Here is a 25,046-nt window from a genome sequence, read left to right on the forward strand (position 1 = left end):
CCGCTCTTGCAGAGCCGCTAACGCTAACGCCATATCCAATCGACCAAGAGAAAAGAAATAATATTTCCTTATATTCAATTCCCGAACGGTTTTAACCAGAGGTAATTATCAATTATCAATTATCAATTATCAATTATCAATTAATGAACAATACTTATTTCTTTTTCGGAGATGTCTATTTGACTATGTTCAAGTATGAAATTTTTGTTCATAAAAAGCAATAAAACTTCACTTTTAAGTCTTAAAATTGCACGAAAATTGCACAAAGACTTTGCTTAAATAATCACCAGATACAAAAACCACTGGTTAAAATTATTGAGGAGAAACTTTTATGTTTGATGCCTTTACCCGAGTTATATCTCAAGCAGATACTCGTGGAGAATATTTGTCCACATCTACACTTGATGCTCTAAGTGCAATGGTGGCAGATGGGAATAAGCGGATGGATGCTGTTAACCGTATTACCAGTAATAGTCAGACAATTGTTGCTAACGCGGCTCGTTCTTTATTTGAAGAACAACCTCAGTTGATTGCTCCTGGCGGAAATGCTTACACCAGCCGTCGGATGTCTGCTTGTTTGCGTGACATGGAAATCATTCTCCGTTATGTTACTTATTCCATTTTTAGTGGAGATGCAAGTGTTTTAGAAGATCGTTGTCTTAATGGACTGCGGGAAACTTATCTAGCTCTTGGAACACCTGGTGCCTCTGTGGCTGTTGGTGTCCAAAAGATGAGGGATGCTGCTATTTCCATTGTAATGGACCCAACTGGAATCACTTCAGGAGATTGTAGCTCCCTGCAATCTGAAATTGCTGGCTACTTTGATCGTGCAGCAGCGGCAGTTTCCTAGTTAACCTCTATCTTGATGTAACAAGCAATTCAATACAATTGCAACGCCTTTTCTAGAAAAATTTAGCAAAAAATCGGGAGATAAAAAATTATGAAAACCCCCATAACTGAAGCCCTTTCCTCTGCTGATTCTCAAGGACGTTTCCTCAGCAGCACCGAAATTCAAGTAGCATTTGGTCGTTTCCGTCAAGCTACTACTGCTTTACAAGCAGCTAAAGCTTTAACTACCAAATCTGAGCAATTAGTTCAAGGTGCAGCCAATGCTGTTTACGCAAAGTTTCCTTACACTACTCAAATGGAAGGAGCCAACTATGCTGCCGATAAACGTGGTAAAGACAAATGTGCTCGTGATATTGGTTACTATTTACGCATGGTAACTTACTGCTTAGTTGCCGGAGGTACTGGACCAATGGATGAATATTTGCTTAGTGGTATTGACGAAATCAATCGAACTTTTGAACTATCTCCCAGTTGGTATGTTGAAGCTCTCAAATATATTAAGGCTAACCATGGTTTGACTGGCGATCAAGCTGTTGAGGCTAACTCCTATCTGGATTATGCCATCAACGCTTTGAGCTAAAATTTACTGATTTGCTTGTAATGGCAGGTGGCTATAATGGCTATTGAGTAAGGTTAGTATGGTTTCTTGTCATTACGAGCAATATTTTGTATAAAAAAAGAAAAGATTTTAATAAAATTAGGAGCATAATATAATGGCAATTACAGTGGCGGCATCTCGTCTGGGAACCTCTGCCTTTAGTGATGCCAGTTTGGTCGAACTCCGTACCAACTGGACTCCGGAAGAAGGAATGGAGGCGGTTCGAGCTGTTTACCGACACGTCATGGGCAACGAACATTTGATGGCATCTGAACGTCTTACCAGTGCAGAATCTCTATTATGTAATGGCTCGATATCAGTCCGCGAATTTGTCAGAGGAGTCGCTAAATCAGAATTATACAAGTCTAAATTTTTCTATAACAATTATCACCCTAGAACGATTGAGTTAAATATCAAACACTTGCTAGGCCGCGCTCCCTACGATGAATCCGAAATTATTTACCATCTCGATATTTATCAAAATCAAGGCTTTGAAGCGGATATTGATTCCTACATCGACTCTGATGAATACATTCAAAGTTTTGGCGAGAATATAGTTCCTTACTATCGAGGTTTTTCTACCCAAAAGGGACAGAAAACTGTCGGCTTTCCCCGAATATTTCAGCTATATCGGGGTTATGCTAATAGCGATCGTGCCCAAGGTAATAGCGGTAGCCCTCGCTTAACTTACGATTTAGCCCGTAATTTAGCTACTCCTGTTTATACCTCAAACACGGGACGAGAACTCACAGGTGCTACGGTAACTGAAGGTGGAAAACTCTATCGACTACGGGTAACTCAAGCAGCACGAGGACGAGGCGTGCAAATTCGACGCAGTATTAGTGAGTATGTTGTTCCTTATGACAGACTTTCCGTAACCCTACAAAAAATTAATCAGCGTAACTGTCAGGTACTTAGTATTACTAATGCTTAATACTAATGTTCTTGAAGCTTATTATATCAACATAACTTACGCAAAATAACGCATTTATGTCATTGCGAGCGACAGCAAAGCAATTTCAAATGTTGATATTTCATTCCTTATGCGTAACTCCCGATCAAATCAGGTTAAACAAACTCACGATCGCGCCAGTGAAAAAAGTTATAGCAATCGGCTTTATATTAGAACCTTCTTGATACTGACATATATCTATCATAAACCCGGTTTGTAATAAATTGGTCAGTCGCAAGTAGTTCAGAAGTATGAGTTCATAGCTTTTTTGAATTTGGTATAAACTTCCCACAATTTCAAATCTATTCTATAAATTTACAGGAGACAAATAAGTGGCAATTACAGCAGCAGCACCTCGTTTAGGAGTTTCTGCCTTTAGCGATTTTAAACCCTCAGAATTACGTCCTAACTGGAGCCAAGAAGATGTTCAGTTGATTATTAAATCGGTTTATCGACAAGTTTTTGGCAATGAATACATTATGGCTTTTGAGCGCCTTAAGGGAGAAGAATCATTGTTATGCAATGGCTCAATTACTGTACGGGACTTTGTTCGAGCTGTAGCTAAATCAGAACTCTATAAGTCGAAGTTCCTTTACAACAGTTTCCAAACCAGGGTGATTGAGTTAAATATTAAACATTTGCTTGGTCGCGCTCCTTATGACGAATCAGAAGTAATTTACCATCTTGATCTTTATCAAAACAAAGGCTTTGAGGTAGATATTGATTCATATATCGACTCAATTGAATACGAGGAAAATTTTGGCGACAACATTGTTCCTTACTATCGAGGTTTTTCTACCCAACAAGGACAGAAAACTGTCGGTTTTCCCCGAATGTTTCAGCTATATCGAGGCTATGCCAATAGCGATAACTCCCAGATTTATGGTAAACAATCTCGGTTAGCAAAAGACCTAGGTCGTAATAGTGCGTCGGCAGTAGTAATCCCATCAGGTAGTGGTGAAGGCTGGGCTTATAAAGCTTCAAACCAAGGTATTGCTCCTAATAAAGCCTTTAAAAATTCAAACTGGGGCGATCGTGTTTATCGGATAGAGGTATCATGTATGAATCTGCCAAGATATCCTAAAGTACGCCGGGTTAGTAAAGCATGGTTCGTTCCTTACGATCAATTATCAGACACCCTCCAAAAAATTAACAAAATGGGTGGTAAAGTAGCTAGTATCACTCTGGCATAGCAATTGAAATATTAGTAGAGCTTGAAAATATGTTGGGAAAATCTTTAATGGGTGGGAGATCCAGCTCACCTTCAAAAAATCGCACCTTTGTTTATGAGGTAACTGGATTAAGACAAAATGGCGAAAACGATAACAATGACTATCCTTTTCGTAGCAGTAGCAGTATGTTTATTCAAGTCCCTTACGATCGCATGAACGACGAAATGGTGAGGATTGGTCGTATGGGAGGTAAAATTGTCAATATTCGTCCTCTTGAGGTATCAGAGAAGGTTTTACAGGAAGTATCAGAGAGTGAGACTTCTGAGTAATTGGCAATTTTCAATTTAGTAATCATGTTTGGTGATTTTTCAGAAAGACTATTCTTATCCACAGCCTTCAAGTTGGTGATGAAGCAATATCTTTGCTTGTCAGGGAAATAAGCCTTTCTGGAGATCGCCATAATTTTTTTCATCCCCAATTATCAACATAAATTTAATAAAATAGACTCAAAATAATATTAATATTATGCTGGCAACTACTCCATCCTCTCTCAGAGAAACTCAACCTATTCTCTTCAGTCAATTGGCCAACTTTATTGAAATGAGTTGGGAAAGTTATTTCGATCTATACCCCTACGACATACCAGAAGGTCTCGGTTATGTGGAGGGAAGTTTAGATGGAGAAAAACTAATTATAGAAAATCGTTGCTATCAAACATATCAGTTTCGTAAGTTGCACTTGGAGTTGGCCAAAGTTGGTAATGGTCTGAATATTCTCCACTGCGTCATGTTCCCCCGACCTAATTATCCCCTACCAATATTTGGGGTAGATCTAGTTGGGACTCAAGCAGGAATTGGAGCGGCTATCGTCGATCTCTCTCCGATTAACAGCCAGCGTACTTTATCAAATTCTTATCGAAATGTCTTAGCTAATCTACCAGATGTTAAGTTTTCTCAACCTCGGGAACTACCATCATGGGGAGATATTTTCTCAGAATTTTGTATCTTTATACGTCCTGTTGATTCTAGGGAAGAAATGCTTTTTTTTGAACAAGTGGAACACTTTTTCACTCTGCACTGTCAAATTGCTCTTTCTACATCTCCTGTAGTATCTCCCTTTCAGCTTGCTGAAATTTTGGCAGGACAACATAATTATTGCACTAAGCAGCAACAAAATGACAAGACACGACGAGTTCTGGAAAAGTCTTTAGGCCAAGCGTGGACTGACCGATATTTGACGAGTATGTTATTTGATTCTCCCCATGCTGTTTAGTATTGTGCTGTCCTTTTGATTTACAAGCCTTCTCCAGTTCAGAAGTCAGAATAGGATTATTTTGACATCTCCAGGGGTTGAAACACTCTGGATTCTGCGGTTAACCCACCGCAAATGGGACGGGGCGTTTAAAGTGCCGAAGTAAATTCCGCACGCAGCCCCTCATAAATCCACATTTGCTTTAAGCCTGTCAAAAGATTTCTAGGCTTCTCGGCATAGACTATTGTCTAGCTGTTAGCTTACTTTTTTTGAATAGCTTTCACGAGTGGTTTTACTCAATATGTTGGAGCAATAAATTGCTACTCTCGCTGCCTGCTTGCTTTTCCTACGGAATGCTACGCAAACAGCCTTCGTATGAACTCAATTCCCCGTCTCCTGTCCACCGGAATTTCACCGCACTAGCTAGAGATGATGGCGACAAAACTTGTTCTTATATCTTGTCCGGTTGAATAGTTATAATTACAGTTCTTAGTAGGGCTTCAGCCCTAAGTATATATCGGGCTGAAGCCCTACTACAAACAAAAACTTTTTGATCGCTGATTATCCGGACATGATATTACTTGCTATTTCTATTATAGCAGAACTTCACTCCCGGTTAAAATCCGCGTGTCGTTATTCAAGCAGCCGTTAAAACGGGCTGGCTAACTTCCTCCCGAAGCTTTTTAGGTTTTTGGGATAATGCTCCTGGTTGGAAGCCTGATGCGATTTATAACAGTTTTCACAAAGATCAACTACAAAAACAAAAATATAAGCAAGTATACAAAAATCTATAGAAACTGAATTCTTGACATTTTTAAAATCCTAGATAATTAGAATAGGTAAATAATTTTGTTTAGGTACTTATTAATATTATGTGCCCCCTTCGGGGGCACATGATATAAGTATCCTTCAATAATTGATAATTACCTCTCCCTAAAAGTAAGAGGATTGACGCGGTAGGGAAAATTTTTTCTTTTCTTTAAAGGATAGGCTTTAAAGCTTAATTATTCGGTAAAGCTTGATAAATTACAGATCTAATAGTTGTGATCTATATTAGATTAATCAAAACTATTATAATAAATATTAAGATTTATTAATAAGTTTTCATAAATCTGCTCTAAGAAAGTCTAATTTGAGTTAAGATGAATTAACAATAATTAAGCTAAGTTGAATTTTTTTACAGGATTATGGATGTAGAAGGACAATTTTCCATAGAGAAATTATTGTTCCAAACTATATTGGAACACTCCTTTGATGCCATTATCATTGCTGATTCTCAGAATCGTCTGGTAGAAGTCAATTTCTCGGCTTGTAACTTGTTGGGTTTCACTAGAGATGAATTGATTGGGCAATCAATGTTTGACTTTGTTATCGGTTCCTTTGAGGGACAAGAGGAGGCAAACAGTGAAGAAGTTCAAGTCAAATCTCCCAATGGCCAGATAAAAACCCTTGAGTGCAAGCTAGTCAAGAATTTATTGCCCAATTACAAATTGTTGATGTTCAGAGATGTAACCAAACTCAAACTAGCATCTGAAGAACTTCACCACCAACATCAAAGAGTAAAGTTATTTTCGGAAGTTACCCTCAAAATTAATCAATCCCTGCAACTGAAAGAAATTCTACAAACTGCCGTTACCGAAGTCCAAAGAATTCTCAAAGCTGATCGGGTGCTAATTTACCAGCTTTTGTCTAATGGAACTGGAATAACTATTAGCGAAGCCGTATTACCGAACGTTGCGCCGATTCTGGCCATAGAGTTTCCCGAAGAAGTCTTTCCTGAAGAGTATCGAAAACTTTACGCAGAGGGAAGAATTCAAGCAATCTCTGATTTACATGGGAGCGAGGCGGGTGTAGCTGAATGCTTGGTTGAATTTATGGATGAATGGATGGTGAAAGCCAAGTTAGTCGTACCAATTATTCAATCAGTCACTAATGAAGCAAAAGCCCCCAATCAACTATGGGGTTTGTTAATTGCCCATCAATGTCAAACAACGCGACAGTGGAAAGACTTTGAGTTAGAGATGATGCAACAATTAGCATCTCAAATCGGGATTGCTTTATCCCAAGCAGAATTACGAGAGAATCTTGAAGGACTTGTCGCCGAACGTACAACTAAATTAAGACAAGCCAACACGAATCTCCAACAGGAAATTAACGATCGTAGGTCAGCCGAAGCGGCTTTGCGTCGCAGCGAAGAAAAGCTCCGTCTCATCGCCAATGGACTGCCAGTTTTAATTGCTTATGTGGATAAACACCAGTGTTATCGCTTTAATAACAAAGCTTACCAAACCTGGTTAGGATTGTCTCCCACTAAGATTTATGGCTCTCATCTTCAGGAAGTTCATGGGAAAAAGGAATACCATAAAATTCAAGAATATGTAGAGATGGCACTATCGGGGAAAATGATAACTTACGAAAATGAGACTACCTTTCAAGACGAACATCTCCACACTGTTAACGTTAGCTATATTCCCCACATTGACAAACAAGAAAAAGATACAGTCAAAGGATTTTTTTCACTCATCAGTGATATTAGCGATCGCAAGGCCATTGAACGGATGAAAGACGAGTTTATTTCCGTTGTCAGCCATGAATTACGCACCCCATTAACCTCTATTCACAGTTCCCTGAAAATTCTCGCAACGGGAAAACTCGGAAATCTTTGTAATAAAGGACAACGAATGCTAAGGATTGCTGATGAACAAACCGATCGTCTGGTGCGGTTAGTTAACAATGTCCTGGACTTACAGAGCATTCAATCCGGCAAAGTCAAAATGAACAAAAAAGCTTGCCAAGCAATGGAATTAATGATTGAAGCTTGCCAAACTATGCAAGCTATGGCTCAAGAGTACGAGGTTAACCTGTTCAGTAAGTCTGTTGCTTTTCTAGTTTGGGCCGATCGTGACTATATTGTTCAAACTCTCACTAATTTATTGAGCAATGCGATTAAATTTTCTCCTCCAAACAGCACTGTTTTCTTGTCGGCAAAAATGGAACCGCCACAACAGAGCAGCGGCAGGGAAAAACAAATTTCTTATGTAACCTTTGAAGTCAAAGATCAAGGACAAGGTATTCCAGCCGATAAACTAGAAACTATCTTCGAGCGTTTTCAGCAAGTTGACTCTTCTGATTCTCGTAAAAAAGGAGGTACAGGTTTGGGACTAACCATTTGTCGTCAAATCATTGAAGAACACGGTGGGAAAATTTGGGCAGAAAGCTGTTTGGGAAAAGGTAGTACTTTTTATTTCACTCTACCTTTAGTTATAGAGGAGAGCGGAGGTTGCTATGAATGATAAACATATCTTACTAATTGATGATGAAGAAACGATTCAGGAAGTTGTACAACTCGGAATCGAGATTGAATCTGGTTGGGAAGTTTCCGTTGCTTCCTCTGGTTTAGAAGGAATCGATATTGCTAAACTCCGACAGCCTGATGCTATTCTTCTCGATGTGATGATGCCAGATATGGATGGAATTTCTACCTTGTTGAAGTTAAAAGCTAATTCCCATACTCAATCGATTCCCGTAATTTTTCTAACAGCTAAAATCCAAGCTGTAAATAAAAACCAGTTTCCAAGTATAGGAGTTGCTGGCGTAATTACCAAGCCTTTTAACTCCATGATTCTAGCAACTCGAATAGCAAAAATACTGGAATGGGAATTGTAATTAGGCTGCTCCAGTCATAATTGTTTATTAGGTAACGATCTATGAGACTATTAATTGTTGATGATGAGGAAATTTTAATCGATATACTCCAAAGAACTCTCAAAAATTATGCACTTGATGCTGTTACTGATGGAGAACAAGGATGGATTTATGGTTCGACTTATCCTTACGATCTGATTATCCTCGATTGGTCTTTACCTAAACTAGATGGACTTAGTTTATGTCGGCGTTTCCGTAAGCATGGCTATCATATGCCAATCCTCTTACTAACAGTCCGCAATAGCAGCCCCGAGAAAATTAGAGCACTTGATGCTGGAGTAGATGATTATCTCTGCAAGCCTTTTGATGTTGAAGAATTGGCTGCTCGCATACGAGCTTTGTTGCGTCGTTCAAACTCTCGTTCTCCCTTATTAAGTTGGGGAGACTTAGAACTCAATCCATCTAATTGTCAAGTTATCTATCAAGGACATTCGATCTTACTAACAGCTAAAGAATATCAGTTACTGGAGTTATTCATGCGCCATAGTCAAGAAGTTTTTGGCATCGAAGACATTCTTGAAAGTTTATGGCCGTCGGTAGAATATATTTCTGAAGCAACTGTTCGCTCCCATCTGAGAAACTTGCGCAAAAAATTAAAATTAGCTGGTTTACCTGAAGATCCGATTGAAACATTAAGAGGACGAGGATATTATTTAAAGCCTCGACCCCAGAATAACAAGTTAGGGAGAAATTTTTTACCACTTCAACCTGAAGATAAAGCTGATAAGCAAGCACGACATCTAGCAGCACTGAGTACAGCCTGGAATAGATATAGAAACAAGTGTCACCAACAATTAGCTATTTTAGAAGAAGCTCTTCAGGCTTGGAAAAATGGCTACCTTAGCCCTAATAAACGAAAAGAAGCGAGATTAAGTGCCCATAATTTAGCAGGAAATTTGGGCATTTTTGGCTTTGATGAATGCTCTCAGCTTGCCAGGGAACTAGAAGAACTCCTGCAAAAAACTGTACAGGAAGAAAAAGGACAACTACTAAGCTTTCAAACTATTTTCAATGATTTACTTGTACAACTGGCTATAGAAGACAATCCCTCTCATAAAATATCCAGCCGACTGACAAAACATTGTCCTTTATTGTTAGTCATTGACGACGACCGAAATTTTACTGAACTGTTAAGCCAAAAAGCGATTTCTGAAGGAATCCAAATGGTAGTGGTGCCCACCCCAGAGTTAGCTAGAACTTGGCTCGAAGGGTTACAAGATCGCCTACTTCCCAATGCCGTTCTCCTGAGATTATCTTTGACTGGATCGAGAGCTAATTCCAAAGATTTAGAGGAGCGTTTATCCCTAATTGCCGAATTCAAGTTACTGGTACCATCAATCCCAGTTATTATTATTGCCGATCGCGATCATTTTCGAGACCGCCTACTTGTAGCCCGACATGGAGGTGCCTTGTACCTCAAACAACCACTTCTTGCATCTGAAGCGATTTCTTTTTGCCAAAAAGTTCTAGAACATTCTTCTTGGGGCAAAAAAGTAATGATTGTAGACGATGATGTAGAATTATTAAGAGTTTTACCTGATTTACTGGAACCTTGGGGCTTCAAACTTACTACCTTAGACGATCCTCGCCAATTCTGGGAAGTACTGCAAGCTGTCAACCCGGATTTACTGGTACTGGATATCGAAATGCCTTACTTGAGTGGAATTGAATTATGTAAAGTGCTTCGGAGTTATGCTTGCTGGTCTAGATTACCTGTATTGTATCTCAGTATTCATACAGGAGTAGATATGCGTGATGAAGTATTTGCCAGTGGTGCTGACGAATTAGTCCCTAAACCCATTGTTGGCAAACAACTTGCCGACCGCATTCTTCATCATCTTGCTGATTCTAATATCATGTCTAATTGAGTACTTATTATTAACCTACATTTATTGTTGCAAAAGCTTAAAAGGACAAAAATAAATGATTGAAGTATGTATTATACCAATTTAAAAAAAGAATATTACGAATATTAAGGGCAATAAAAATATTTTACCGAATAATTATTAATTATTAATTATTAATTAAATAATTCAGGTTTAAAGCCTCCTCTTTCAAGAGGAAAAAAAGAAATAATATTTCCTTATATTCAATCCTCTCGGTTTTAACCAGAGGTAATTATCAATTATCCATTATCAATTATCCATTAATGAAAGGAGATTTATCTTTGAAAAAAATATGATTTACCAGTTAAAAAATGAGATATAAGCTATTCATTCTGATTCCTTGATCCTGAATCAGGACTCCTGAATCCTGGATTCTAAAAAGTTCCCCAACTATTTGTAGCAAACATTGATCAAATTGGTATTATTGGTTTAAGAATTAAAATAGAAATCTCCAATAAATAATTGTTAGCAAACAAGGAGGGAGATTAGCAGTTCAACTACCGTGAAACTTATTGTTTCTCTGCTTTATAAAACCGATATAAAACGTCACATAGCGTGATATTCTACTGTTTACTTCCTGCTTCAATCGGAACTGTCGGCAGCAGGACCTCCACAGGCATTGACGACCGAGCCCACCGCATTTCGCAAATTAATACTGGCATTCAGATCGCGGTCTATGGATATGCCACATTCTGGGCAGTCATAAGTTCTGATGTTCAAAGGCATATCTTGAACATGACCACAGTTTGAGCAAGTCTTTGACGATGGGAAAAATCTATCAATGACTACCAACTCAGATCCGTACCATTGACACTTATATTCAAGCTGTCGCCTAAACTCATAAAAACCTTGGTCTGCAATTGACTTAGCTACTTTATGGTTTGCTTTTCATGTCGCGCAGCGAAACATTCCAGATACATTTAGGTCTTCTATTGCAACAGTGCCGTGGTTCTTGGCTAAATATGTTGTCAATTTATGAAGTGCATCTTTGCGGATGCTAGCTACTCGTCTGTGCTGTTTAGCCAGCTTGATTACAGCTTTGTGCCAATTATGGGAATGCTTTACTTTCCTACTCAGTTTGCGTTGTAATTTTGCTAGTTTATCTTGAGCTGTACGGTAAGGATTAATGCTTGGGAACACTTTACGGGTACTTAGTGTCGCCAGTGTTCTCACCCCTAAATCGACGCCTACAGTATCAGTAGTTTTTGGTGTTGAAGTTGGAGTAAATTCAAAAGCTAAACTTAGATACCATGAACCCGCTTGTCTGCTAATGGTGATTTTTTGAGTTGTTGCTTCAATGGGTTCATAAGTTTTTACCCAACCAATAAAAGGTAATTTATGACACCAACCATTTAGTTCTATTGGTTTTCCACTATTATCTATTGTGAAAGAATCAGACTTACCTTTTTTCTTAAACTTTGGATATTTACCTAACCCTTGAAAGAACCTCTTAAATGCTTCACCCAAATTGATGAAAGCGTACTGATAAACTTTAGATGAAAGATTTTTCATCCAAGGATTCATAGGTTTTGTGTGATTGGTAAAAACCTCTCTGAGTTTACGGGTGTTGGGCTTATAACCGTCCTGATAAGCAGCATTCCACAAACTTAACCCCCAGTTATACACCCATCGGGAATAACCTGCGTGTTGAGCCATCATGGTTTTCTGCTTATTATTAAGCTTGAGCTTGGTATGAATTGATTTCATAAGCGAGCAAGTGCAATTAATCGCGTGCTAGTATGCTTTAATACGCATTATATCGTTTTTCTTTGATTAAGTCAATGCTCCCTATTCCCAATACTTAGGGTTTCCTGAAAAACTCTTTAGGGTGAGGGTGGGAGTCAGGAGTCAGGAGTCAGGAGGGATGGGACATTTAAAGAAAGTAGTCGGAAAATTGTCCCTTGATTTTTCTGCCTCCCGTTACTCCAAAATGCTCACTTTTTCAGCTCTACCAACCGAAAAGCTCGTACTTTTTCCAGACCTAAAATTGCTCAAACCTTTATCTGTTAATGCTTTGATATTTAATCAGCAAACCCTACTTAGCAAAATTGTCAAAACTATAAATCTATTTTCGCCTCTACTACACCAGCACCACGTTGCAAATGAAAACCGACCTTCTGACAGACTCGCTGCATAGGTGTATTCTCAGCTAAAACCGTAGCAACAATTCGCTCTAAGTTCTCATCTCGACCTACCTGCACCAATCGCAACAGTAACTCAGTACCCAACCCCTGACGTTGATAGCGATCGCTCACCAACATAGCAAATTCTGCCTCATTCACCCCATGTGACTTACTCAAGCGACCCACTCCTAAAATTTCATGGTTTCCTGTTTCTGGATTTTTATAATCTACCACCAATGCCATTTCCCGATGGTAATCAATAAAGCAAATCCTAGTTAACCGTTCGTGAGCAATGCGCCGACTTAACTTCAGAAAATTAAAATAACGCAAATACACACTTTCCTCTGACAACGTTTTGTGGAACTGAACAATTAAGGGTTCATCCTCTGGGCGAATAGGGCGAATAGTCACCTCCTCGCCATTTCTCATTTGCCAAGGTTCTATATATTGAGTAGGATACGGACGAATAGCTGATGATGGCAATTTCTCTACACCCACGCTCTTGTCATGGAGAACTATCCTTGCATCCAGAGCAATCAATCTTTCTGAAGAAGCTAACAGAGGATTAATATCAATTTCCTTAATCCACGGTTCCTCTACCACCAACTGACTAAATTTCACCAAGAGCTTTTCCAGCGCTGCCAAATCTACAGCTTTCCTTCCTCTTACTCCTTTGAGCGCTTGATAAATTTTTGTCTGTTCCATCATCCGGCAAGCTAGAGTTGTATTCAAAGGAGGTAGAGCGATCGCCCGGTCTCTAAATACCTCTACCAACTGCCCACCCGTACCAAACACTAACACCGGACCAAACTGCGGGTCAATACTACTACCAATAATCAACTCATAGCCACGGTCTAAACTTAACATTGGCTGCACTGTAACCCCCAGGAAATGCTCAGACCCCACTTTCTCAGTTACAGAGGTTTGAATATTTTGATATGCCCATTTTACTGCTTCTGCATCTTTAAGATTTAACTGTACACCATCCACATCAGTTTTATGGGTAATTGTCTCGGAAAACAGTTTCAGCACCACTGGATAACCAATTATATTAGCACGTTCTACTGCTTCAGCCTCAGTTTTGGCAACCAAGGTCTGTACAATAGGAATACCATAAGCAGCTAAAATTTGTTTTGATTCTGATTCTGTGAGAATATTTCTGCCTGCATCCTGAGCAGTTTTGATAATTTGCTCAACTATAGAACAGTTTGGACCGCTTTCTTGTTCTTGTGCTAGCAATGGCGTTTCATAAATACCCTGCAAATTATAACTGTACTGCCACATAAAATTAAATAGCTTGGCAGCAGAATCTGGATAACGATAAGTGGAGATACTAGCACGATTGAGAATAGTTTCACCTGTAGTTACTTCATCTCCTCCCATCCAACTTGCTAATACTGGTTTTTTAGCAGTCTGGGCGTAATGCTTCAATTGTTCTGCTGTTTGAGTGGGGTCAGTCATTGCTTGAGGAGTCAAAATCACCAGCAAACCGTCAGTGTTAGGATCTTTAACTGCTACTTCTAAAGTTTTACGATAGCGCTCTGGGTCAGCATCACCAAGGATATCAATAGGGTTAGCATGACTCCAGTGGGTGGGGAGAAATTCATTCAGTTGAGCAATTGTTTCTTCTGCCAGAGGTGCAAGTTCTCCACCAGTAGCAATCAGGGCATCGGTAGCCAACACTCCTGGCCCTCCGGCATTAGTAATAATCGTTAGTTTCGGTCCTTTCGGTAGCCGTGGCTGTTTTGCCATCACTTCTGCCATATTAAATAATTCAGAGATGCGATTCACCCGCAGCACCCCACACCGACGAAAGGCAGCATTTAGAACTTCATCACTACCTGTGAGTGACCCTGTATGTGAAGCAGCAGCTTTCGCAGCAGCCTCAGTTTGACCAGCTTTAATCACTATTATTGGTTTAGTCAATGCTACTTCACGAGCAGCAGACAGGAATGACCGCGCATTACCAATAGATTCCATATAGATGACAATACTTTTGGTATGGGGGTCGTCACCAAGATAGTAGATCAGGTCGCCCCAATCTAAATCTAGCATTGAACCTATGGAAATAAATGCACTGAAGCCTACGTTTTCAGGGAAACTCCAGTCGAGAACGGCTGTACAAAATGCTCCACTCTGACTAATGAAACCAAGGTTGCCTGGGTTTGCCATAGTGCTAGCAAAGGTTGCGTTTAGTCCACTATGGGGGTTCATTAGTCCTAAACAGTTAGGACCAATCAGTCGCATTTTGCCTTTGGCTGTTGCCATAATTTGTCGTTCTAATTCTATGCCTTCTGGTCCAATTTCTTTAAATCCTGCGGAGATAATGATTGCGCCCTTAACTCCGACTTCCACACAGTTACGCACAGCATCAGGAACCATGGGAGCTGGAATGGCAATAATTGCTAAGTCAATTGGTTCTGGTATAGCTTTAATATTTGGATAAGCGGGAATTCCTAGCACATTATGGCGCTTGGGATTAACTGGAAAAATTGTACCCCCAAAAGGATTGCTCATAAGATTCCAGAGGATTGTGCGACCCACACTGCCGACTCTATCGGTAGCACCGATTACGGCCACACTTTTTGGGGCAAATATTGAAGTTAGGGGTTGTCGTTCTGCTCTCAGAATATCATAAGTTGGATCTGTTGTTTGTATGGTTTGTATCATCTTTAGTTCCCTGTTTTGAAGTTAATCTTTATTTAATTTTTATTTATTTTTTGATAGCTTTCTCTTCAAGTGTAACCGAAAATTTGAGTTATTTGATTTTGCTTACAAGTTCTGTATTTGTCAAGGGATTAAATCGCCGAATATTCTTAAATCAATATTAAAATGGATTACTTTTCATGCAGAAAAATATATTTTTTCTTGAAAGAAAATAGCTTATTAAATATCATCTAAAAAGTCAAATTCATATAGATGTAAAATCTCAAAAAATAGTTATTTATAGAACCTATGTGGGATTTTTCTGAGAGAGTATAGAACCCATGTGGAATCTTTTTTCGACAATCTGGCGATATAGCTGCCGCTGGGCTCCCCCTTTTCCTTTCCTCCGGAATGACGCAAATATGCCCCGCAGCATTTCGACAGCCAAAAACGCTAATCTCTTAAGCATGAGTCTAATATGAAATACGTTAATGTTTGCTACCAAAGATTGATAGAGGGATACGGAGATGAGTAGATTCGTATATTTGCACAATTTTTTGTATTTCATATAACAAAAGAAAGATTAATCTTGATGTTGGCATTTTCAAGAGTAATTTCAAAGTTTTTGTAGCTTTAGAAATGCTATAGTTTAATTTGTGAAGACTGGGGAAGGCGGAGCTATGGAGAATTAAACTGACTTTGTATTACTAGGGTAAAATATAGCGCTATATTTTACCCTACCAAGGACTACCAACCATAGTAAACCCCGCCCAATAATAAGGATGAGATACATCTTGATTCACAATATTTCCTAACGCCGATGGCAACACTACTACACCACGCGCTCCACTTCTCCTTAACTCCCCATCTGCAATAACTACCTACCCTCGAACATTGCTAACTGTGCTTTTCTTAACGCTTCTGCCTTAATCTTGGTATTATTCAAATGAGTATAAAACTCCGTCATCAACCCCAACGTACCCTCATCACTCACATACCAAATACTAGCTAAAGCTGACTTTATATCAAATCCGGTTAATTGCACATAGAATCTGGTCATATCAAATCCGTTGGCTTCGGTGTTATAAGAAACCGGGTTTATGGGAGACAGATATCAGTATAGTGGGCATTTTATATAAACCCAGTTTCTCTGCTTTTTTATACCGATACTACCGGATTTGATATCATAGGATATGTGTTGATAATTTTTTCAATTACTTTAATAGATATCTCGCTAAATTCCCCACCGGAGAGTGTTTACGGGTTTGTCTCCATCTCCCCATCTTCCCATGCCCCCATCTCCCCATCCCCCCAACCATATAATAAGTATTCAACCGGATTTGATATTACTCATGCTGCGACTGCTAACCCGACAAACCCTAATTCCGCATTTTTGTCTCCAACATCAGTGCGACAAGCAGACAATACCAACAAATCAACCGCATTTTGATTAACTCTATCTTTCTGAATATTGATAGATTCATTACCAAAAGTTTGATTAATTTCTCCTGGATTTTGCTGACCACCTGCGGTTTGAATATTGGTGGCATTATTCCCGGCAGTTTGAGTAACATTGCCAATATTTTGGTTTCCTTCTACGGTTTGAATATTGTTAGCTTTACTTTTGAAAAAAAGTAAAGTAAAATAACTTAAATCCTTTATAGGAAAGCAATTATACCTGAATTTAACCCTAAACAAATCCTAGATTGGCTTTATGTTGAGCAACAAGGTTTTGATTCTCTTGTAGCCAACAAAAAAAGTTGTAAGAAATACCCGTGAGAAATGCTTCCAAAGTTTCAGTGAAATTTGTCAAAGGCTATCGATCCACAAGCCAAAGCCAAATCTAAGGTAGTAAATACCTCTTAAAACATTTATAAGTAATCGGACATAGTAGAAAAATAATTAGATTTGACTTATAATTAAGCAGAAGTTAGATAATTTTTTGAAAAAGGGAAAAAATAATGAAAATTAAAGTATTTGGTGTTGTTATTATTGGCATTTGTGGACTAAGTGTAGGAATACTCCAACCAGTAGTAGGGGCAATGAAACTACCTGTGCTAGGTCAAACGTCTGGCAAAATAGAGGAATTTGATCGACCTGTTCGGCAAACTACTGTATCTCGACAAGTGGGTAACAATCAAGCTATTCAACTATGGGAAAATACCTTAGCTATCACAGATAAATTTATGGTCGCACAACCTCCTCTCTCTGAATTTCAAACCTTTGTTGGATATAAAGTTGCGGATAGAGATAGAGAAATTAAGATGCGAGATGGTAGGAGAATTCCTGGGGGGACTCGTGGTGGAGTGAAGTCTAACGGTGGCAGTTGTGCTCAAAATGAAAAGTCTTTTTTAGCTTTAATTAATGAACGTAATCAATGGGAAAAAACCTTGGCAAGTCATCCGAATTTTTGGTTGTATGTTCCTCCTTCGAGCGGTTATATTAAGTTCAATTTAGTAGATAATTATTCTGAGGAACAAATTTATCAGACTAAATTTAATATTGAATCGGAGGGAGGATTTATTAATTTTAAATTACCCCCTGCTGCACCATCTTTAGAGGTAGCTGAGGATGATCTACAAACCTATAGTTGGGTATTTACTTTGAATTGTGGAGACAAGGAATTATTGGTTAAGGGAGTTCTTAAAAGAGTGCCAGCAAGTGATAGTTTGATGAGTGAGCTAGAGTCTGCTGAAACTGTTATGGACAAAATTGATATTTATGAAAAAAATGATTTGTGGCATGAGACTATTACAGAATTAGGAAATTTACGCCGGAGTAATCCTGATAATTTAGAGGTTAAGGATAGATGGAATAGTTTATTAGAAAAATTTGGGGATAGTTTATCTGAAGGAGGTAATTTCAGTCAGTCAAGTTATAAATGGACTGAGGAGCCAATTCAAGATTGTTGTGATTTAGGTGATGTATAATAACAGTGATCAGTTGTATCATGTTTAGATGATGACTCACTATAAAGTCTATAGCGACTGGAATGGAATAGAAGGAAACAATCCCAGGCTTTTAGAGAAGGCAAAAGGCAAAAGTCTACCCAGGTAAAATGAGGAACATCATTCAACCAATCATTGACACGGTATAAATTTAGTCCTGCTGAATCAAAATATGTTGTCAATGTGTTTTAGCTAAACCGATACACCAGATTTCGGACAAATGAAGTACAAGTTGAAATAGTAAAACTCTTGTGTTGCCAGAATCTTGCTCGCTAAATGTGTACCTCATAACATCGGGAAGTGTTGTATATCCAGATTGACGCCAGCTTGCTCTTCTAATGCCTTGTGAGAAAGTGCCTTCGATTCCTATATGCTTTAGCCTGGGGATAAAAAAGGAAATTTCGGATTTTTTTACCTCCCTATTACAGGAGGTACTGATAACTGTTAACGTAGTTCCTCTGCAAGAGGCTAACTGATAACTGATGATTAATCCTGGACAAATATTACAAGACCGCTATCAAGCGATTCAACTACTAGGAGACTGTGGTTTTGGTCAAACTTGGGAAGTTGATGATAGTGGTACAAGAAAAATTATGAAAATATTGCAAGTACCAAAAGCAATAGATGACGAAGAAATGGAGCAAGTCATTTCTCTGTTTGAACAAGAGGCAAATGTTTTAACACAATTGCACGATGTTGGATTACCAGAAGTGGAACCGGAAGCATATTTTATTGAGTCAACAGAAGATATAGGGCCATTACACTGTTTAGTAATGGAAAAAATCGAGGGGATAAATCTATCTGACTGGCTAAAACAAAATCATCATAATCAACCTATAGAAGAAGAGCAAGCGATCGCTTGGCTAACACAATTAGTAGAAATTATTAGCAAACTCCATCAGTATCACTGCATCCACCGGGATATTAAACCAACAAATATCATTCTGCGTACTTCAACAGCACAAAATCAAAATAATACTATTGCGCAACAGATAGTATCTGATAATTTGTCACAGAGTAACCAAGTTGAGTCAAAAAATAGAGAAACGAAAGTCGAAAATTTATCCCCAATCTCACTGACTTCCAAAAATGTTGTACAACTAAGAAATAATACAAAAACACTCAGAGCAACAGAGGGCGATAAAAGCGAAGTTGAAAACAAAAAAAATCATACGGCAAATCAGCAAGACTCCCAAAAACAAGATTGGGGTCAATTAGCATTAATTGATTTTGGCGCTACTAGACAAATTACAGAAACATATTTAAGACAAGTAGAAGGCAAAGATGTTACTGGAATTATTTCTCTAGGTTACACATCTCCAGAACAATATGAAGGGAAAGTAACAAGACAGTCAGATCTCTTTGCTATTGGTCGGACTCTAGTTTATTTACTAACTGCTGAAAATCCTACCAAGTTGCCCACAGATCCTCAAACTGGTACATTAATTTGGCGAGACCATGCTACTCAAATCTCAAAAACATTAGCAGATTTAATTGATGAGATGATGACTAATTTGCCTCAGTGTCGTCCCCAAACAACCGAAGATATTCTCGAACGTCTGGCTGAATGTAAGCAACAAGTAGAAACAGAAACAGAAACAGAAACGGAAGTTGAACTTAAACCCACCCAAAATCAACAACAGACTCCTGTAATTGAAAACCAGTCTTATTCCCGACTACTCCAGTCAAAGCTACTTAACTTCAAGGGTAAATCTCAAAAAACTACACCTCGACCTAACAAATGGTTAGGCAAGATTTCTCTATTAACACTGGGAGTAATAGCTGTTTTAATTGCTTTTTTACCTGAAGCACCAACAACTTGCCCTTTAAAGCTTGGTGACAAATTAAGTTGTGGCGAAGAAATTCTAATTCCTGGTTCGGCAGCAAAAGATAAAGAAGAAGGAGTCAAAGCTTTTGCTGATGGTAATTATCTCCAAGCAGTTACACTCTTAGAAGCAGCTAGAAAAAAACAAATTAACGATCCAGAAACTCTAATTTACCTAAATAATGCTAAATTGGCTGCTGATAATACTGAAGCTTACACTATAGCTGTTGCAGTACCAATGACAGGTGATTCGCGATCGCTCAACTATAGTTTAGAAATATTACGGGGAGTTGCTCAAGCTCAAAATGCAATTAACCAAAGCGATCGCCGGATCGGAGGTAGGGGTTTAATTGTGATTATTGCGGATGATTCTTCTACACAAACAGTTAGAATAGCAAATGCTTTGGCTGCAAATGGTCAAGTTTTAGCTGTAGTTGGTCATCTTTCAAGTCAAATTACTATGAAAGTAGCTCCAATTTATGAAGATAATAAACTCGTATTAATTACTCCTACTGCTAATGCTTCTAAATTATCTAATCGTAATAATTTTTTGTTTCGGATGATTCCATCTGATGCGACAATGGCTCAAGCAATGGCTAGTTACCTAATTAGTCAATCTGAAGATGAACAGCCAAGAGTAGCTTTATTTCATATACCTAACGATGTTTATAGTGAATCTCTCAAAAATCAATTTACTCTCAGTTTCACCGCAGGCCGTGGCAAAATAGTTAAAGATCTGGATGACAAATTCGATTTATCGAGAACTGCTTTTAATGCTAGTGCAGCTATAGATAGAGCAAATAAACAAAAGGCTACAGCTATAGTATTATTACCAGATATTTTCACTTTAGCTAAAGGAATAGAAGTAATAAAAGCAAATTGGCAGTTGAATTTACCCATCGTTGCTGGAGATAGTCTTTATAATAATTATACTCTCAAGTTTGGTGCTGACGAAGCAGAGAGAAATCTTGTAGTAGCTACACCTTGGCACAGTTTAAATAGCCCTAATCTAGATTTTCCTCAGCAAGCAAAAGAACTTTGGGGAGGTGCTGTGAGTTGGCGTACAGCTTTTGCTTATGATTCTGTTCAAGCTTTGATTACAGCTTTAAAGTCACTTCCGGAACGAAAAGAATTAAATCGTATCGCCCTACAACAAGTTTTAGCAAGTGAAAATTTTAGTTCCTACGGTGCTACAGGTGAAATAACTTTTTTACCTAATGGCGATCGGCAAGAGTCAAGAATTAGTTTTACTCAGGTAGTTAAATCTAGTTGTTCACCATTGGGTTATACGTTTTTGCCCTTAGATTATCCTGTTAGTCAATTTAATCTTTTGGAATGTGAGGAGTTGGAGTAGTAATAACGTTTGACTGAATTCAGAATTCAGAATTTAGAATTCAGAATGCCAGATTTGATAGGCTAAAAACTTTGACACTCACAACAGTTTCAGGCAATTATTTGACATTTAAAGTTTGAAACTATTTGTGATATCTTTAAAGTGAATTAGTATAATTACTTATATCAAATCCGCTTGGCAACGGAAGTGTTATAAGAAACCGGGTTTATGGGAGGTATATGTTAGTTTGGTTAACTATTTAATATAAACCCGGTTTCTATGCTTTTTTACATCATGGGAGGTATATGTTAGTTTGGTTAACTATTTAATATAAACCCGGTTTCTATGCTTTTTTACATCAATAGTAACCTTGTCTATTACCAATGGATAATTGATAATTAATCAATTCGGTTTAAACCTTTCTATTTAAAGAGAAAAAGTAGTAGTTTGCTCGCATGAGTAGGATGCGATGGCGTTAACAGAGAGGCTCTACATTCTTTTTAGATTTAAAAAGGCACTTACCTTTATATTTCAATGCTTTTATGATTATTCAGCAAGCTCTAATTATTAATTGTTAATTATTAATTAATGAAGACTCATGCTCCATCATTAAAATTTCAGGTTTGATATCTCCCCATTTCTTTCCAGTAGCTATTTTCTCGCGTAAAATATTTTCCAGCATATCTGGAGAAATGATAACTTGTGCAGGTGATAATTGACCATATAATCGAGCCTGGCGATAATGGTAGGATTGCATGAGAAGTCGATCTAAATTTTGAGCAATTTCTGAAGGATGCCGATCAAGTCTATCAACAACTAAGAGATAATAGGGTGGGGAACTATTTATGGGAATTAGACTCTTGAAAAAAATATCTTTAAGTGGTAACTGACTCATCACCTCAGCTACAAAATCTTCGTGTAATTTCTCTCCCACTAAATCGCTTGTATTTCCTTCTCTACCAATAAACTCTAGACAAGGAGTATTCAAGTAAAACTTTGTCACCAAAACACGATCACCAATTTTATACCTGTATAATCCTCCTTTCTGGGAAATAATGACAGAGTATATCTGATTTTGTGTGAGTTGATGCAGTTGATATATCTGGCGATCGCTAGCTTCAAACTCAAAAAATACTTCATCTAATAAGGGTACGCATCCAGAAGCTTGAATTAAAGGTACAGTTATAGGTGCTTCTGTAGCTAATAATCCTTTACCTTGTACCAGTGTCTCTGGAAATAAGCGTCGTAAATAGTTTGCGGGTTCCTTCGAGTAAGCATTATCCCAACAGGAGATTAATTTTAGGTGTGGCCAGAGTTGTGTCCAAGATATTTGCGATTGTAGTAATAACTGATAACGTTTATCTGAAATCCGATGTTTTAATTTATTTGCGAGTTTTTGATGATGAGTTTGAATATAGTCAAGATGTATTTTCAAAAAACTCGGACTCCAAATTGATAAAATTTCTAATTGCTCTGTTTCGAGGAGTTTTAAACAAAGTGCCTCTTTAAATTCTTCAACAGTTTTGAAACGTTTAGGTAAAATAATCAGAAAAGGACTTAATAACAGTCTCAACCAAGAATCTAAATATTCTGAATCATCTTCTAATCCTAAAGAATTCTGATTCTCTTCAAATTCAGGAGAAATACAGAAATATATTTTTCCTGTCATAAACTTCGGTCCGTTTTTAATCAAGTTTTGCGCCCAGATACAAAACATTTGATTAAAAGATTTTCGCAAAGATTTTGTATAAGGAATTAATTTTGCTTTACTTCTACTACCTGATGTTTTTTCATAAAATATGATTTTTTCTGGACTTAATAATTGATTTTTACCAAAATAATTGGGTTTAAAGCTCTGCCTTGATCGGCGAAATGTTTTTGGAGCGGGGCGTAAATCACCGTTACAAAAACCACTTCTGACTTCTGAGTTCTGACTTCTGACTTCGTTAACAGGCTTTATCCACTGTTTGATATCTTCATAATTAATAATTGGAATTTTTTGCCAATCTTCTAGAGATTTTATGCCGAGATTTTTGCCATATTTGCTCTTGATAAAGCGAGTAAATATTTCTTCTTGAACTGCTTTTTGAGTCTGTTCTGGTTGCAACAGTTTTTGTTCAAATTTTTGAGCAATTGGAGTTAATATTTTGCTCAATAAGTTAATGAGTATTCGCATTTTTATTAGGGTATATATCTGTAGTTACAGGAATAAATGTTTCATCTTTTATCTTGACACCAGGACCAAAACGAGAACCAGCTCCAATAAAAACATTATTGCCAATTGTGATTTTTTTGGTATATAGCATTAGGTTATCATTTTTGGGTTTAATGACGTGAGAATACAATTGAACTCCGTAGCCAAAAACCACATTATTACCTATTTCAATTAATCCGCGATCGGCAATTTCTAACTTGGGTGTCCAATAAATATTTCTGCCAATTTTTGCTCCCCAAAGTCGTAGCCAAATTGAAAATAATCCAGGTATAAAACGCAAGATTATTTCTAAAATAGGAAAGGCAATATATATGATTTGAATTTGATGGCTACCCCACCAAGGTGAATATTTTTTACCGAGTAAATAGGTGACTCCTGGTTCAATAGGATAAAAAATATTATGAATTCGATAGATAATTAGTGGGATTCCATAAAGTGTAAAAATTAGACATAATATATTCGTAAAGTTGGGATGAATGCAAATTGAGATTAAAGAACCAATTGCGAGAAAGATTAATGCAGTTGGAAACCAAGAAAGTAAAATACTTAATAAAGTCATAGCTTAGGAGTCAGGAGACAGGAGACAGGAGACAGGAGTCAGGAATCAGGAGTCAGAAATATTTAAACTAAATATTATTTATTGGTTTGAATATCTCTTTCTAATCAAAGGTAAAAGTTACTAAATGAAAGGAAAAAAAATTTTTGTATGAGCGTAAGTTTGGTTTTAATTCCGAGATGAATTGGTGGTAAATCATGAAAAAAATAAGTTCCATGAACTCTATCCCAAATTTTTAAATTAGCACCATAATTTCCGATGGTTGAATTATTACTATGATGCCAAGCATGATCGAGAGGTAAAATCAACCAAGGTGATAAAAAACGAGTAATAAAACTGTTAGGTTTTGGTTCAATTTCGCTATGTCTCCATAAATCTAAAGCTGAAGTTAAACTAACTCCTAAAATATATCCAGTTGGATCGGCGAGTAGATAAATAAACAAGGAATGTACCCATAGATAAAGAATAAAAAAACTTGTCCATAACGTATTTCTCGAAGTTCCAAAAACATTTCTTTGTGTCATAGTATGATGCACTTGATGTAAAGGCCACAACCAAGGAGTATGTAACAATCTATGGTTCCAATAATAGAGATAATCAATTAAAACAAAACTGAGAATAAAAGCCAAACTTGAACCAAGATTTATAGAATTTTCCCATTCTGAGAAGAGCATTTTATAACCTTGGTAAACGACTGTAATTTGCAAAATAGGTATGACTAAACCTTGAAATAATAACCCCACAATATCTAACAACCAATCTTGCCAACTTATTGTCCGAATATCTTGACGAATCAAAGTGAAAATTATTAAAACCCAAAAAGTTATAAAAACAATCATATAGCAATCCTATTTAATAATATTTTGGTAGTGGTTAGGAATCAGGAGTCAGAATTTTTAGGATTTTCAGCTCAAATTAATTATTATAAAAATTGTCACAACCAATGAAGGATTGCTATAGACTCATCTACTTTCCTTATTCCTTCTT

Annotated in this window: 16 protein-coding genes and 2 pseudogenes; 11 read left to right on the forward strand and 7 right to left on the reverse strand. The window is 37.6% G+C overall.

Features of this window, described 5'->3' with window-relative positions:
* The first annotated feature begins 331 nt into the window (after positions 1-331).
* From ACP6PL_RS05190 to ACP6PL_RS05230, 9 genes are all read left to right on the forward strand, one after another.
* On the forward strand, positions 332-850 hold the full coding sequence (locus ACP6PL_RS05190) for a phycocyanin subunit beta (RefSeq protein WP_426543257.1): 519 nt from the start codon (positions 332-334) through the stop codon (positions 848-850).
* Positions 851-940: 90 nt separating this feature from the next.
* Entirely contained in the window at positions 941-1,429 is a 489-nt protein-coding gene (cpcA, locus tag ACP6PL_RS05195) for a phycocyanin subunit alpha (RefSeq protein WP_426543259.1), read from the forward strand.
* A 133-nt stretch (positions 1,430-1,562) separates the two neighbouring features.
* A complete protein-coding gene (locus ACP6PL_RS05200) occupies positions 1,563-2,381 on the forward strand; it encodes a phycobilisome rod-core linker polypeptide (protein WP_426543261.1) in 819 nt (272 codons plus the stop codon).
* A 350-nt stretch (positions 2,382-2,731) separates the two neighbouring features.
* The gene (locus ACP6PL_RS05205; protein WP_426543263.1) at positions 2,732-3,592 is read left to right on the forward strand and encodes a phycobilisome rod-core linker polypeptide; all 861 of its coding nucleotides are present in this window, start codon (positions 2,732-2,734) and stop codon (positions 3,590-3,592) included.
* A 29-nt stretch (positions 3,593-3,621) separates the two neighbouring features.
* A complete protein-coding gene (locus tag ACP6PL_RS05210; RefSeq protein ID WP_426543265.1) occupies positions 3,622-3,900 on the forward strand; it encodes a phycobilisome linker polypeptide in 279 nt (92 codons plus the stop codon).
* Between the two features lie 196 nt (positions 3,901-4,096).
* Positions 4,097-4,843, forward strand: coding sequence for a phycocyanobilin:ferredoxin oxidoreductase (locus ACP6PL_RS05215; RefSeq protein ID WP_426543267.1), 747 nt, complete (start codon positions 4,097-4,099; stop codon positions 4,841-4,843).
* 1,166 nt (positions 4,844-6,009) lie between these two features.
* Positions 6,010-8,115 (forward strand): ATP-binding protein, encoded by a 2,106-nt coding sequence (locus ACP6PL_RS05220; RefSeq protein WP_426543269.1) that lies wholly within the window; start codon positions 6,010-6,012, stop codon positions 8,113-8,115.
* On the forward strand, positions 8,108-8,488 hold the full coding sequence (locus tag ACP6PL_RS05225; RefSeq protein WP_426543271.1) for a response regulator: 381 nt from the start codon (positions 8,108-8,110) through the stop codon (positions 8,486-8,488). Before ACP6PL_RS05220 ends, ACP6PL_RS05225 begins: the two co-directional genes overlap by 8 nt.
* A 41-nt stretch (positions 8,489-8,529) precedes the next feature.
* The gene (locus tag ACP6PL_RS05230) at positions 8,530-10,395 is read left to right on the forward strand and encodes a response regulator (protein ID WP_426543273.1); all 1,866 of its coding nucleotides are present in this window, start codon (positions 8,530-8,532) and stop codon (positions 10,393-10,395) included.
* A gap of 600 nt (positions 10,396-10,995) precedes the next feature.
* On the opposite strand, the pseudogene ACP6PL_RS05235 reads toward ACP6PL_RS05230, so the two are convergent.
* From ACP6PL_RS05235 to ACP6PL_RS05250, 4 genes and pseudogenes are all read right to left on the reverse strand, one after another.
* Positions 10,996-12,120: pseudogene (locus tag ACP6PL_RS05235) on the reverse strand (RNA-guided endonuclease InsQ/TnpB family protein).
* 350 nt (positions 12,121-12,470) lie between these two features.
* Positions 12,471-15,206: a bifunctional acetate--CoA ligase family protein/GNAT family N-acetyltransferase gene (locus ACP6PL_RS05240; protein WP_426543275.1), complete on the reverse strand. Its 2,736-nt coding sequence runs from the start codon at positions 15,204-15,206 to the stop codon at positions 12,471-12,473.
* 713 nt (positions 15,207-15,919) lie between these two features.
* Positions 15,920-16,206 (reverse strand): annotated as a pseudogene (locus ACP6PL_RS05245) (CHAT domain-containing protein); the annotation flags it as partial.
* A gap of 326 nt (positions 16,207-16,532) precedes the next feature.
* Entirely contained in the window at positions 16,533-16,880 is a 348-nt protein-coding gene (locus ACP6PL_RS05250) for a hypothetical protein (RefSeq protein ID WP_426543277.1), read from the reverse strand.
* Positions 16,881-17,143: 263 nt separating this feature from the next.
* Here ACP6PL_RS05250 and ACP6PL_RS05255 point away from each other — a divergent pair, with 263 nt between their 5' ends.
* Entirely contained in the window at positions 17,144-18,112 is a 969-nt protein-coding gene (locus tag ACP6PL_RS05255; RefSeq protein ID WP_426543279.1) for a DUF928 domain-containing protein, read from the forward strand.
* 500 nt (positions 18,113-18,612) lie between these two features.
* Positions 18,613-21,309 (forward strand): bifunctional serine/threonine-protein kinase/ABC transporter substrate-binding protein, encoded by a 2,697-nt coding sequence (locus ACP6PL_RS05260; RefSeq protein WP_426543281.1) that lies wholly within the window; start codon positions 18,613-18,615, stop codon positions 21,307-21,309.
* Between the two features lie 553 nt (positions 21,310-21,862).
* On the opposite strand, the gene ACP6PL_RS05265 is transcribed toward ACP6PL_RS05260, so the two are convergent.
* The 3 genes from ACP6PL_RS05265 to ACP6PL_RS05275 form a co-directional block, all read right to left on the reverse strand.
* A complete protein-coding gene (locus ACP6PL_RS05265; RefSeq protein WP_426543283.1) occupies positions 21,863-23,464 on the reverse strand; it encodes a GH3 family acyl-acid amido synthetase in 1,602 nt (533 codons plus the stop codon).
* Positions 23,448-24,062, reverse strand: a complete 615-nt coding sequence (locus ACP6PL_RS05270) for an acyltransferase (protein WP_426543285.1) — start codon at positions 24,060-24,062, stop codon at positions 23,448-23,450. The genes ACP6PL_RS05265 and ACP6PL_RS05270 overlap by 17 nt, the downstream gene beginning before the upstream one ends.
* Positions 24,063-24,166: 104 nt before the next feature.
* Entirely contained in the window at positions 24,167-24,898 is a 732-nt protein-coding gene (locus ACP6PL_RS05275; protein ID WP_426543287.1) for a sterol desaturase family protein, read from the reverse strand.
* Positions 24,899-25,046 lie beyond the last annotated feature (148 nt).

The sequence above is a fragment of the Dapis purpurea BLCC-M126 genome, from assembly GCF_050015975.1.
Classification (GTDB): Bacteria; Cyanobacteriota; Cyanobacteriia; order Cyanobacteriales; family Microcoleaceae; genus Trichodesmium.

Excerpts from the sequence above, each read along its gene's own strand:
- ACP6PL_RS05190 (WP_426543257.1), top strand. The coding sequence starts at position 332 with ATGTTTGATGCCTTTACCCGAGTTATATCTCAAGCAGATACTCGTGGA.
- cpcA (WP_426543259.1), top strand. The coding sequence starts at position 941 with ATGAAAACCCCCATAACTGAAGCCCTTTCCTCTGCTGATTCTCAAGGA.
- ACP6PL_RS05200 (WP_426543261.1), top strand. The coding sequence starts at position 1,563 with ATGGCAATTACAGTGGCGGCATCTCGTCTGGGAACCTCTGCCTTTAGT.
- ACP6PL_RS05210 (WP_426543265.1), top strand. The coding sequence starts at position 3,622 with ATGTTGGGAAAATCTTTAATGGGTGGGAGATCCAGCTCACCTTCAAAA.
- ACP6PL_RS05215 (WP_426543267.1), top strand. The coding sequence starts at position 4,097 with ATGCTGGCAACTACTCCATCCTCTCTCAGAGAAACTCAACCTATTCTC.
- ACP6PL_RS05220 (WP_426543269.1), top strand. The coding sequence starts at position 6,010 with ATGGATGTAGAAGGACAATTTTCCATAGAGAAATTATTGTTCCAAACT.
- ACP6PL_RS05225 (WP_426543271.1), top strand. The coding sequence starts at position 8,108 with ATGAATGATAAACATATCTTACTAATTGATGATGAAGAAACGATTCAG.
- ACP6PL_RS05230 (WP_426543273.1), top strand. The coding sequence starts at position 8,530 with ATGAGACTATTAATTGTTGATGATGAGGAAATTTTAATCGATATACTC.
- ACP6PL_RS05240 (WP_426543275.1), bottom strand. The coding sequence starts at position 15,206 with ATGATACAAACCATACAAACAACAGATCCAACTTATGATATTCTGAGA.
- ACP6PL_RS05255 (WP_426543279.1), top strand. The coding sequence starts at position 17,144 with ATGAAAATTAAAGTATTTGGTGTTGTTATTATTGGCATTTGTGGACTA.
- ACP6PL_RS05260 (WP_426543281.1), top strand. The coding sequence starts at position 18,613 with ATGATTAATCCTGGACAAATATTACAAGACCGCTATCAAGCGATTCAA.
- ACP6PL_RS05265 (WP_426543283.1), bottom strand. The coding sequence starts at position 23,464 with ATGCGAATACTCATTAACTTATTGAGCAAAATATTAACTCCAATTGCT.
- ACP6PL_RS05270 (WP_426543285.1), bottom strand. The coding sequence starts at position 24,062 with ATGACTTTATTAAGTATTTTACTTTCTTGGTTTCCAACTGCATTAATC.
- ACP6PL_RS05275 (WP_426543287.1), bottom strand. The coding sequence starts at position 24,898 with ATGATTGTTTTTATAACTTTTTGGGTTTTAATAATTTTCACTTTGATT.